At 69.4% G+C, this 11,336-nt stretch carries 10 protein-coding genes and 2 pseudogenes; 6 read left to right on the plus strand and 6 right to left on the minus strand.

Annotated features, from left to right (window positions below):
* Positions 1-824: 824 nt before the first annotated feature.
* Positions 825-1,163, plus strand: coding sequence for a MerR family transcriptional regulator (locus ACFV7Q_RS36320; protein ID WP_385435203.1), 339 nt, complete (start codon positions 825-827; stop codon positions 1,161-1,163).
* Between the two features lie 561 nt (positions 1,164-1,724).
* On the opposite strand, the gene ACFV7Q_RS36325 is transcribed toward ACFV7Q_RS36320, so the two are convergent.
* Positions 1,725-2,201, minus strand: a complete 477-nt coding sequence (locus ACFV7Q_RS36325; RefSeq protein ID WP_385435204.1) for a cupin domain-containing protein — start codon at positions 2,199-2,201, stop codon at positions 1,725-1,727.
* A gap of 1,238 nt (positions 2,202-3,439) precedes the next feature.
* Here ACFV7Q_RS36325 and ACFV7Q_RS36330 point away from each other — a divergent pair.
* Genes ACFV7Q_RS36330 through ACFV7Q_RS36345 form a run of 4 tightly spaced genes read left to right on the plus strand, consistent with a single transcriptional unit; the run spans position 3,440 to position 6,434 of the window.
* Positions 3,440-3,844 (plus strand): hypothetical protein, encoded by a 405-nt coding sequence (locus ACFV7Q_RS36330; protein WP_385435205.1) that lies wholly within the window; start codon positions 3,440-3,442, stop codon positions 3,842-3,844.
* 9 nt (positions 3,845-3,853) lie between these two features.
* Positions 3,854-4,582 (plus strand): ABC transporter ATP-binding protein, encoded by a 729-nt coding sequence (locus ACFV7Q_RS36335; protein WP_385435206.1) that lies wholly within the window; start codon positions 3,854-3,856, stop codon positions 4,580-4,582.
* The gene (locus tag ACFV7Q_RS36340; RefSeq protein ID WP_385435207.1) at positions 4,579-5,532 is read left to right on the plus strand and encodes a hypothetical protein; all 954 of its coding nucleotides are present in this window, start codon (positions 4,579-4,581) and stop codon (positions 5,530-5,532) included. Before ACFV7Q_RS36335 ends, ACFV7Q_RS36340 begins: the two co-directional genes overlap by 4 nt.
* Positions 5,529-6,434, plus strand: a complete 906-nt coding sequence (locus ACFV7Q_RS36345) for a hypothetical protein (RefSeq protein ID WP_385435208.1) — start codon at positions 5,529-5,531, stop codon at positions 6,432-6,434. Before ACFV7Q_RS36340 ends, ACFV7Q_RS36345 begins: the two co-directional genes overlap by 4 nt.
* 275 nt (positions 6,435-6,709) lie before the next feature.
* Here the strand turns inward: ACFV7Q_RS36345 and ACFV7Q_RS36350 are convergent, their stop codons facing one another.
* The 3 genes and pseudogenes from ACFV7Q_RS36350 to ACFV7Q_RS36360 form a co-directional block, all read right to left on the minus strand.
* Entirely contained in the window at positions 6,710-7,228 is a 519-nt protein-coding gene (locus tag ACFV7Q_RS36350) for a hypothetical protein (protein WP_385435209.1), read from the minus strand.
* A gap of 124 nt (positions 7,229-7,352) precedes the next feature.
* Positions 7,353-7,589: a hypothetical protein gene (locus ACFV7Q_RS36355; RefSeq protein ID WP_385435212.1), complete on the minus strand. Its 237-nt coding sequence runs from the start codon at positions 7,587-7,589 to the stop codon at positions 7,353-7,355.
* 73 nt (positions 7,590-7,662) lie between these two features.
* Positions 7,663-7,896, minus strand: a pseudogene (locus ACFV7Q_RS36360) (ATP-binding cassette domain-containing protein); the annotation flags it as partial.
* Positions 7,897-8,055: 159 nt separating this feature from the next.
* Between ACFV7Q_RS36360 and ACFV7Q_RS36365 the strand changes: the two are divergent.
* Positions 8,056-8,466: a hypothetical protein gene (locus ACFV7Q_RS36365; protein ID WP_385435210.1), complete on the plus strand. Its 411-nt coding sequence runs from the start codon at positions 8,056-8,058 to the stop codon at positions 8,464-8,466.
* A gap of 273 nt (positions 8,467-8,739) precedes the next feature.
* On the opposite strand, the gene ACFV7Q_RS36370 is transcribed toward ACFV7Q_RS36365, so the two are convergent.
* Both ACFV7Q_RS36370 and ACFV7Q_RS36375 read right to left on the minus strand, forming a co-directional pair.
* Positions 8,740-9,594: an immunity 49 family protein gene (locus ACFV7Q_RS36370; RefSeq protein ID WP_385435211.1), complete on the minus strand. Its 855-nt coding sequence runs from the start codon at positions 9,592-9,594 to the stop codon at positions 8,740-8,742.
* Positions 9,591-11,336 (minus strand): annotated as a pseudogene (locus tag ACFV7Q_RS36375) (hypothetical protein); the annotation flags it as partial. The gene ACFV7Q_RS36370 and the pseudogene ACFV7Q_RS36375, both read right to left, overlap by 4 nt.

The raw sequence follows: 11,336 nt of genomic DNA on the forward strand, positions 1-11,336 counted from the left end.
TTAACCCCCATCCTCCGGGGCACCTCCCCCGGTCCCCTGGTCTCCGTGCGGGGTGGTAACTACCCGGGGGGCCGGCAGGCGCAGGGACCGCTGCGCCTGCGCGACCACTTCGCACTCCCCACCAGGAGCCAATCACCCATTCACCCGGGACACGAAAATCTATGTCGGCTGCGGTAGATATCGAGATGCAGTTGGGTTATGTTTTCTCTCGTAACCAGCAGAGACAGCAGGGCCTGGCAGAGACGAACTGCCGGCAAGCAGCACAGGTACGCGCAGTGAGCAGGACGGTGCGGCGGTGGAGTTTCGAAGCCAGGGCTTTCGCAGGACGGTGACGAAACTGGCGGCCGGACCGGGCGGCCCGCAGTGATCAGGGGCCTCCGAGAGCGGGACCGCGGGCATGGCAGATGCGGCACCCGTGAGAGCAGTAGGGCGGTACCCCTGGTGAAGGTGTCGGGCTGCGGACGCGCGCACCAGGGCGTGGCAGCAGCGGCGCTCCCTCAGGTCGCTGAGCAGTACGCATCACCAGCAGTACGCAGTATCTGCAGGGCAAGAAGTTGATCAGCGAGCAAAGAACGGAGGAACACGGCGCCATGAGGATCGCCCGGGCGGAAGTCTCGAGTCCGGGTTCCGCAGGACTTCGATAGCGAGGTGGTCTTCGGTCAAGCAGCTGCGATCCCCGCGCCGACGGCAACTACCAGGCCGGGTGTGCGGACACAGAAGGCCGGCGCTTCATCAGGGCCGGCAGGTGGTGTAGTAGTTCCTTCAGGGCCCTGGTGCCAGTACTGGCACCAGGGCCCCTCTATGCGTTTCACGGAGAGGTGCAAATGACAGCAGACAACTCGTACGACCGTCTCGACGACGACGACTACCCCGCCTACACCATGGGCCGAGCCGCCGAGATGATCGGCACCACCCAGGGCTTCCTCCGCGCCATCGGCGAAGCCCGCCTGATCACTCCGCTGCGTTCCGAGGGCGGCCACCGCCGCTACTCCCGCTACCAGCTCCGCATCGCCGCCCGGGCGCGCGAACTCGTCGACCAGGGCACCCCGATCGAGGCCGCCTGCCGCATCATCATCCTCGAGGACCAGCTCGAGGAGGCCCAGCGCATCAATGCCGAGTACCGCCGCGCCGCCGAATCCGGCACGCCTCCAGAGCGGGCTTGAGGCGAGTACGCCACTGCCGGCATCGGTCGGCGGGCCCGTCGCAGCGGTCGGCCGCAGCAGGCAGATCGAGAAGTCCGTGCCACAACGTGCCAGTAGCAGCGGTGAACAACGGTCATCAGAGGCGAGGAAGCGAATCCCCGGAATCACACCTGCCCCGCCTGTTTTCGCAGGTCAGAAGTCATATGGAGGCTCTGGTACCGAGTGATTCCCAAGCTTCTAGCGCGGGTTCGATTCCCGTCATCCGCTCCACAGCAAAGCCCCAGGTCAGCAACCTGGGGCTTGTTTGTTGTCCAGAACCATCCGGGCGTCGCGCACCCCCTGCGCACCACCTGCGTCCGCTCACCTCGCGCGATGCCCGAAGTGCCGCGTCAGGAGTTCCGCGCCTGTCGATGCCTCCGAGCCGGTGCCCCTCCAGGCCGTACGTTCAACGGGGGAACAGCCATGCCGGACCCGGAGGCCGGGCGCCCCATTGCGGGGCCACCAGAAGATGGCGGGGGAAGATCGGGATTCTCTCGGCTCGCGTCGGGGCCAGGAGCCACTGTCGCGATAGGCCCTCGCTGGTCAGGCGTGCTCGTCCGAGGGCTGCTGGACGGGCTGGACCGACCAGCTTGGCGGCTCGTCGTTGCCCGAGTCCTCGTCGCGCTCCGCGTCGGCGGCTGTCGCGTGGATCTTGCTCGACGCGTGGTGGACCGGCGCGTATACGGCGTAGAGCTGCAGGGTCTCGTCACCGATGTTGGTGACGTTGTGCCAAGTGCCGGCGGGTACGAAGATCGCCCAGCCATCCTCGACCTCCCGGTCGAAGTCGAGCCGATCCTTCGTCTGCCCCATCTGGACGCGGCCCCGGCCTGCGTCGAGTCGCAGGAATTGGTCAGTCTCCGGGTGCGCCTCCAAGCCGATGTCCTCACCCACCGGGATCGACATGAGGGTCAGCTGAAGGTACTTCCCGGACCAGGCGACCGCGCGGTAGTCCGTGTTCTCGAGCGTCGCCTTCTCGAGGTCGAAGCTTTGAGGTTCCGGCCCGATGTCCTTGATAGTCATACTTCTCTCCCGGTCAACGAAGGCGGTACGCGGTACACGGTCGCGATTTTGCGCCAGCCCACGTCAACGTTCTCAGAGCCCTGGGATCTTCCGGCCACAAACACGCGAGCCGCTGCCCCACAAACGGCCGCGGCCCGCTGCCACATTCCGCCGTGCGTCCGGTCGTTCGGTCGACCGGGTTCGTACGGATTCCGCAGCAGTCGACGCGCTCGGGGGCAGGCCGCGCCGAGTGTGCCGACCGCACGTCGCTGACCGCCCGGACGGTTGCCGCGACACGGCAGGGGCAGCGTTCCCGGACAAGAATCACGGCAGGTCAAACCAACCCGGCCAAACGCCACCAGGTCTAGCACCGGGTACGCCGAGATCCGCAACGGATTCCCCGCACGCGTGGGGCCCGCAGCGGTAGGGGTCAGGACCACGGCGAGGCTTTCGCATTGCCTGGACCCCTCCACCCCTCACCATCGACCGCTGCACGGCGCAGCCGGCGGGATGTCGTGCACGGTGATCGCAGGCTAACGCGCCGCCAGTGCGGGGCGCTTCCATGGGCCGGTCAGGCGGGGAGGTGAAGCTCGACCGATGAGGGGGACACAGCTCCGGGCCGCCACGGTGCACGCGATCAAGCGGCCTTGGCAGGACAAGCCGGCGGCCACGGCGACGCAAGGGACGCGGTGCCGGTCGAGCTCTGGGTGGTCGTCCTGGTGGCGGCGATGGCTTCGAGTGCGGTGCGGGCGCTGTGTGGCTGCACCGGCGCCAGCAGGCCGCGCAATGGGGCCGGGGCCAAGCCGGGAGCTTCTGTATGCGGTGGGTGGGTGCCGCTTGCTGCACCCACCTGCCTCCGTCGCACGCCGATCGCCGCGGTGGGACTCGGTGCGTGCGCCACAGCGGTGTGCCTCACGGCGTGGATGCCCCCTACATGACCCGAATGGGCGCTTTTGAGCCACGGAACGCAGGTGTGAACGACCCGGGAGATTCCCCGGCCCGGGGTGGGGCCGACCATCACGGCCGGCTTCCTGCACGGGTCGAGCCCGAGACCGGCCGCAGCCGCACGCTCCAGGCATGGGCGGAATCAAGCCACCGAAGAAATAAACGTAGCGGACCCTGAACTGGCGTGAATCTTCCGGTATTTGACTGACATTAGAGAAAATACGAAGATCATCTCGGCACTGGGTGTCGATGACCTGGCACGCAGTGCAGCACATACTCCACCGGGGGAAGGTGGAGCAATCGGGAGGAAACCCATGCGTACCCGTATGAAGTCAGCCGCGGCCACGGCCGTACTCGCAGTCGGACTCGTCGGCGCGCTCGCACCGACCGCCACCGCCGCGTACTCGAAGGCCAAGAACTTCTCCTTCACCGATGAGGGCGTTGGGGCGGAGACCGGCCGCTGGTCCGCCAAGGGCGGCACCCAGTCGGCGTCGCAGGACAGGTGCGCCACGAGCAACGGCGCCCAGGGCCGGGTCGGCTACGACTTCAAGATCGACAAGTCGTGGCAGCCCGACCAGTGGGTCGCCTGGCGTGACTGGTCCTGCGACAACGGCGTCTACTGGAAGGAGTTCAAGGCCAGCGACGGCGGCAACTACTACATGCAGATCGCCAACGCCCCGCACTTCGTCCACTCCGCGGGCCGCGTCGTCTACAACTAATCTCACACGATGAGCATCCTTTCCTGTCACGAAGTGACCAAGCGATTCCGGAAGCACTCCGTGCTGGAAGGGGTCCATCTCAGCCTGGAGGCCGGCGAGATCGTCGGCCTCCTCGGGCTCAACGGTGCGGGCAAGACGACCCTGATGCGGGTCATCACCGGCCTGTCCACCCCCGACTCCGGTGAAGTGCGCCTGTTCGGCGAGGCCCTGCCCATGCGGCCGCGGCAGCTCGACCGGCTCGGGGCATCGCTCGACGCGCCCGCCTTCCACCGGTGGTCCACCGGGCGGGCCATGCTGCGCACCCTGCTCGACACCGCCGGGCTTCCCGACGGCGGGCGGATCGCCCGCACGCTCAACCGCGTCGGGCTGACCGGCGCCGCCGACCGTCGGCTCGGCACGTACTCGCAGGGCATGCGTCAGCGGCTGGCGATCGCCGCTGCGCTGCTCAAGCAGCCCGACCTGCTGATCCTCGACGAACCCACCAACGGGCTCGACCCCGAGGGACTGCGCATGGTGCGCCGGATCGTGGCCGAGGAGGCCGAACGCGGGGCCGCCGTCCTCGTCTCGAGCCACCAACTCGACGAGATCCAACGCATCTGCCACCGCGTGATCATGCTCGCCCAGGGCCGTGTCGCCGCCGCCGGTACCCTCGACGCGCTCGGCTACGACCCCGAAAGCGGTCCGGCCGCCTTCGAGGACTGGTTCTTCGGTCTCGTCGGAGACGGCGGCCGCCGGTGAACCACCTGATCCGGGCCGAGACCCGGCGGCTCCTGCGGCACCCGCTCGCGCTGACCCTCGCCGCGCTGTTCGTCTTCGGCTCCCTGTACTGCGCCTGGGTGAGCCAGAACATGGCCTCCCACAACATCCGGCAGGTGCAGGCCAACCTCGACTTCCTGCCTGAGTCCTGCGAGTCCGCCCAGAACACCCCGGACCAGAAGGCCCGGTGCCGCGCCGACCTACCGTTCGAGGCCACCGGGCTGGAACGGATCCAGGACAGGTTCACCGCCGAAGGCGTGCGGGCCGCGCAAGCCCAGCACCCGGTGGGCGCCCTGCTGTGGACCGTACGACTGCTGACCTCCGTTCCCGGTCTCGCCGTCCTCGTCATGCTGGCGGCGTTCTCGGTCGCCGGCGAATGGAGCCGTGGCAGCATCGTGCCGCTCCTGCTCTACGAGTCCCGCCTCAGCCGGCTGCTCGCCGCCAAGGCCGTGGCCATCTGGCTGTGGAGCCTGACGCTGCTGGCCGTGTCCGGCGCGGTGACGGCCGCATTCGGGCTGCTCTACGGGCGCGGCGCCCATCCGCTGCCCTCGCCCGGCGCCCTCGGCACCGTCCTCGCCGACACCGGACTCGGAATCCTGTCCGGAGCTGCTGTCCTGGCCGGGGGCGCGGCCGTCGCGGTCGCCCTCGGCGCACTGCTCCGCCATCCGATGCGCACCTTCCTCGCCGGGATGCTGTTGCTCGTCCTCGTGGTCCGCACCTCCGCCGTCCCGGGGCTGGGCGCCTGGCTTCCCGGCGGCGCGCTGGCCGACCTCGTCGGCTTCGGTGCGGTGGACGGCGTATGGGACCACTTCTGGGTCTCCACCGATCCCTCCACCGTCCCCGTCCTGCTCCGCGTCCTGCCCACTCTGGCCCTCATCGGCCTGCTCTGGCTCGGGCTGGACCGCCTCGACCGGAACCGGGACCGCGCATGATGGCCGGTTCCCGGCGGCGGCCGACGCGCAGGGAGGGGGCCGCCTGGGCCGGCGAGCTCAGGGCCTTGTGGACCGCTCCCGTGTGGGGGGCGACCGCAGCCGTGATGGTGGTGGCCTTGGCGCTCGTCGGCCGGTCGTGGATGGCGGGAGCTTCGTACGGGGTGATCGACCCCTCGGTGGCGGCGCTCACCTCGCTCCCCTCAGCGCTTCGCGCGGCGGCCTGGCAGTTCGCGACCCTGCTGGGCCTCGTCCTCACGGCAGTGGCCGTCGCCACCGGACTCGGCCAGACCCTGGAGGGCGGCACCTGGAGCGCCCTGCGCCTGTACGAGAACCGGGTCGGAATCCTGTGGGCGCGCAAGATCGGCGCCTTGCTCGCCCTGTCGCTCGCCGCACAGATCGTCACCGGCGTCGTGCTGTGGGCGGGTGCCTCGGCGTTCGCCTGGCTGTGGCCGGTACGGCCCCGTGCGGTGCCCCCGGGACTCGGTGGCGGCGGAGCGGTCCACGCTCCACCGCCCCTGCCCGTCGAGACCGCGACCTGGGGCCAGGCCGTGGGCGCGATCGTCGGAGCCCTCCTCGTCCAGTTCCTCTTCATCTCGCTGGCCGGGGTCGCAGCAGCGCTGCTGCGCAGCGTCATCGGAACCATTGCCCTCGGGGTCGGCCCGCTGCTGGTGACCGCGCCCCTCGTGATGCTTCCGGCGGCGCCGTTCCTGCCGCACCGCTGGATCGCCGATGTGTTGAACCTGCCTTCCGAGGCCCAGTACCAGCTGTACTTCTGGAATCAGGCCCCGCCCGATCCGGCGCCCCTGATCGGCGGCCTCGGCCTCGCCGGGCTCGCAGCCGCAGCGGCCGTGGCCGCTTGGGCGGGTCTGCGGTCCGAGCGAGCACTACGGCCCGTCGACTGACGACGCGGCCCCGCGCGGCGCGCTGCGTGCCGCGCGCTGCCGCGTGCGCGTGCCGTTTTCGCCGCGACGGCCCGCCGGTGCGCTCTGCACCGTGACGCCGCGCAGCGGGGCGACGGTCGGCGGCCGGTCCAGGGGCGTCCGCGCAGACGTCGGGACTGCACGCGCAGACGGCGCACACGGCGCAGTGGTGTGCCTGAGCGGCGGGCAGGCACACCACTGCGTACCGGAACGGAGCCACGCGGCGTGGAGCCTGCGACGCCTCCCCGCGCGGCTGGTCAGGGCAGCGCGCTGGTCACGCCGTCCACGATCATCATCCACATGGGCTGGCCGCCGGTGCCGAAGGCCGAGGCCAGGGCGTAGCCGACCGACGCGTCCAGCGGCCGGACCTCGACGTCCTCCCGCCACTCTGCGATGACCAGTTCGTCGCCTTCGGAGGAGAAGTCGCCGATGTGCGCGCCGTCGCGGGTCAGCCGGCTGCTGGGGATCGAATCCGGGACCAGGCGGTACCTCACTCCCTCGAACTCCACGTCCACCCGGTACGAACGCCTGCTCAGGCCGCCCTTGGCCGGCTTCAACTCCGCTTCCCGGCCGTCGATCCGCAGGGTGAGGAAGGCGGGGTCGCGGGTGCCGATGGCGATCTGCGCGTCCGCTTCCGACGCGGGGTCCCGCTCCAGGACCACACGGGGGATCCCTTCACCGTCGACCTCAAGGCGGTCCTGGCCGCCCTGGCGGACGGTGATCCCGCCGAAGCGGGTGTCCTCGATGGGGGTCGGGTTCCGGTCCGAATCGTTCATGCTTCAGATCCTTCGGTGCGGGGTGGGACTGGCGGTTCTGGTGGTTCTGGCGGTTCATCGCCGGTGGTCCGGCGGCCGGGCGGACGTTCCGTGGCCGGCCACCGGGGCCGGCCACCGGGGCCGTTCAGCGGGCGGATGCCAGCTGGGTCACGGCCGACTCGTGGGAGATGTCGTTGGGCTCCATCGGCTCCTCGTGCGCGCCGTGGCCGGGGAACCGGCCGTCGTGGAAGAGGGTCGCCGTGTACGGCCGGTGCGCGATCAGCGGGACCGTCTGGTTCTCGGCGGCCTGCTCGACCGTCCTGCACTGGGCGAGTTCTCCGATCCAGTGGAGATTCGCCGTGGCCGCGCCCAGCAGCAGCAACTGCGGCGTCCCGTTGGCGTAGCGATGCGGCGCCGCAGGTCGGGAGGTCGGACCGGCTCAGGAAGCGCATGCCCGTCCCGTCGAGCCGGATGCTGTCCGCGTCCATCTCGTAGGAGCACTGGATCAGAGAGAACACCGTGGTCTTTCCCGATCCGGACGAAGAACCGACGATCGCGGTGACCGCGCCGGCGGGCGTGGTCGAACTGGTCCCCTCCAGGGTAGGCGCACGGCTCTGGCAGACGAACGCCAGCCGGTCCGCAGCCGCTTCCTGCCACGGCACGGGAAGCTTCGCCGACGTCAGGTCCACGTCCTCCTACGTCTCCCGCTCTCGGAGTCGCGGCGGCCAAGGACAGGATGGGCTCACAGGTGGGGAAGGCGGAGCCGGAAGCCGATCAGCGCGCACGTCCGGCGAGCCAGTCGCAGTGCCCCACGTCAACGGTCCGGGGCCTGCTTCTAGACTCCCGGTATGGCTGACCTGTACGTGCTGGACCTGGCCCTGGACCTGCGGGAGTCCGTACCAGGCACCGTGCTCGCCGATCTGCGGTGGCACCTCGGCGAGGAAGTGCGTGAGGAGGACGACGAGTTCGGCCCGCACCCACTGCTCGCTCAGCGCGGGCCGGCGTACCGCATCGGCGGGGTGCTGGTCGGGGAGCTGGCGCGGACGGAGACCGGTTGGTCACTGACGGTGCGCCAGGAGATCCACGCCGAGCTCATGCCGGACGTGGACGCGCTGGCCCAACTCCTCGCCGCCCATTCCGACACGGTCGGGCTCATCGGACAGCTCCGCTGGTACGAGGACGAGGTACCCGAGCTCCTGATCAACGACTCCGGCACGCTCACCCGACTTCCGCTGACCCCGACGCCGACCAGGCCCTGACCGCCGCCTCTGCGCGACGTCACGCCGGGAACTCACCGAGCCAGCTGCCGGTGAGCAGGTGGTGCGGCAGCTCCCGGACTCGGACCCAGGCCTTGTACGGCTTCACGGTGGATGCCGCCGACCTCGAAGAGCGCCGTGCGCCGCCTGCGGCGCCACATATGGGCCGGCCGCCGGCCCGCGCCCACCGCACGGGCCCGGAACCAGCCGACGCCTGCTCCGCCGACGCGACGTAGGCCACGGCCACCCGCGGAAGCAGTGGGGTGCGCGCTCGGGTCAGGTCGGGAACTCGCCGATCCAGTCGCGGGTGATCAGGTGGTGCGGGAGGTATCCGGATTCGACCTCGATCGGCATCCCGCCGTCGTACGCGTGGCAGGCGAGGGCGAGGGGGGCCAGGGCGAGGTGCCCGTCGGGCTTCTCTGCGCGATCTTCGTCGACGGTCCAGTACGCCTTGTGCAGTTCGAGGGACCGGGCGAGGAACTCGTTAAAGCCGGTGGGGTTGTTGGAGATCAGCAGGTAGAAGAGGTTGATGGGCGGCGCAAGAACGGCCTGCAGCAGGCTGCGCGGCGTTGACGACGCGACGTCGGGATGCGAGGTCTCGACGGCAAGGGTGAGCTTCTCCACCAGGTCGGGGCCCTGGAGCCAGTAGGTCTGCAGGGCGTCCACCCAGTGCCAGGCGTAAGCGTCATAGCCGTCAGCCGCAATACGGTCCAAAGGGACCTGGGCCAGCTGGGTCAGCCGGTCCCGGTCACGGCACACCATGGCCAGCCAGAACGTGGTCAGCCACATCCCGAGGTCAGCGAAGCTCGCCGGACCGCCGGCCGGGAGCGTCCGCACCTCGCGGTTGATACGGCACTCCACCGTGCCCTCGTCGGCAGTCACGGTCGCGAACACGGCCGAGCCCAACTGGAGCGCGTTGACGACCGCCTCCCACGTCTCCAACCTCTCCGCACTCGGGTCGACGGTGCATCGCGCGCCAAGGTGCAAAAGGGCGTCATTGAAGGCCACGTGCACCCAATCCGGATACTGCTCCAGCCTGTCGATGCGGCGGTGCAGGGAGCTTCCGAGGTGCTCGGCCCATTCCTCTTCCGTGGCGCCGGGGGTGAAGTGCCGACTCACGATGACGGTCACCGAAGACTCCTCTTGCTCAAGTCGAACCGCTGATGATGGTATCCATTGTAAGCGGGCGCGTTGCGGTCACCCTTGACGAGTACGTACTCCAGCTTGCCCTCCTCGAGCGCCACCTTCAGGTCTTCAGCGAGTTTTCTCTCGCTCTTGATTTTCTTTCCTCGCTCCTCCATCTCCCGGATGATGTCGAGGAAATACTCCTGCGATCCCTGGGAGACCCTGCGCCCGTTGGGCAGGTTTCGCCCCCCGAGCCGTGTATCAATGCTGCTCTTGCATTCGACGACGACGTATTTGCCGTCCGGCCGGCGCCACACCTGGTCGAATTGGTCGTTGCCGTTCTTCGGGCCGTGGAGGGTTTGCTTCACCGCCCCGGCATGGTTTTCGGCTATGTAGTGGTGCTCGGCCACGAACTCGCCGTACTTCTCGGTCTCCTTGATCATTTGCGCGTGGGCTTCCCGGTAAGCACCGCGACTCTCCGCCCACAGCCCGCGGGTTTCGTCCGTGTCGATGGCCTTGTGGGTCTTTTCCGCATCACTCTTGAGCGATTCGGTCAGATTTCTCCACTCGATGGCAAAATATCGGTCGATCGTCGCAGCCTTCAGCCGCGCCAGGCGCCCCTTATCCGAAACCGTGTCGGCATCCTTGTGAAGGAGCTTGGGGTCGAGGTAGTGGGGGGTGGGCGGATCGGGAGCATCCTTCACCCTGATCCAGGGGGAATTCTCATTCAGCCTGGTGAGCTGGGGAGGGGTGGTCCCGCTCTCGTCCTTGAAGGCGAGCCTCTTCCGGTTTCCGTTCTCCTTGTAGTACTTCTCGAAGTACCCGGGTTCTTCGTTGGCCCTGTAGACCTGGATCTGCTGGACCTGAGCGTCCGTGAGGTGCCCGGGAGGTCCGTAGGGGTTGTCCCCGTGCAGCATGAAGCTGGGTCGCTCCATCGGCTTGCGCGGGGTTGCGGGAGTCGCCGCTGCCGCGTCGTCCGCGGCGCCGGCGCCCGGGGTGCCCGAGGCTGCCGGGGCACCTGTGGCCGCGTCGTCGCCCGCGCCCGGGGTGCCCGCGTGGGCTCCGCTCGTGGAGGCGTCGTCGGCGTGCCCCGCACCGCCGCCCGGCGTCCCGGAGTGGCCGCCGCCGGTGGACGGGCCGTCGGTGCGGCCCGCGGCCCCGGCCTGGTTGTCGGTGTAGCTGCTGCCGGTGGACGGGGTGTCCGTGCGCGGGCCGGGGGTGGTCGGGGTGTCCGTACGGCCGCCGGTGGACGGGGGCTGGGTGTCCGTGCTGTTGCGGGGCATGTTGTCCGGGGCGTGGCCGCCGGGGGTGGTGTCCGGGCGGGGGCCGGGGGTGTGGTCGCCGACGGTGCGGATCGGGTCGGATATGTCGGAGCCGAGGCGGATGACGTCGTCGCCGCGGCCGCCGACGGCGGCCAGGACGCGGTCTTCCGCCTTGACCGTGGCCGGGGCGTCCGTCTTCGGGGCGTCCACCTTCGGAGTGCCCGCGCCGTCAGGCATTTTCGGGGTCTTCTCGACCGGGGCTTCGTCGATGTGCTGGTAGAGGCTGCCGTCTGCCTTGTAGTAGTTGCCGTCGCCGTCGAGGTACTTCGCCGGCCCGTCGAAGGGCAGTTTGACCGTGCCGGGGGGCAGGGTGGCGGTGCCGTCGGGGAGTTTGATGGTGTCGTTGGGGAGCTTGATCGCGCCTTCGGGGACGGCCGCGCCCGAGGGGAGGTGGACCGTTCCGTCCGGCAGCATCTTCGCCCCGTC

The sequence above is a fragment of the Streptomyces sp. NPDC059851 genome (assembly GCF_042732005.1).
Taxonomy (GTDB): domain Bacteria; phylum Actinomycetota; class Actinomycetes; order Streptomycetales; family Streptomycetaceae; genus Streptomyces.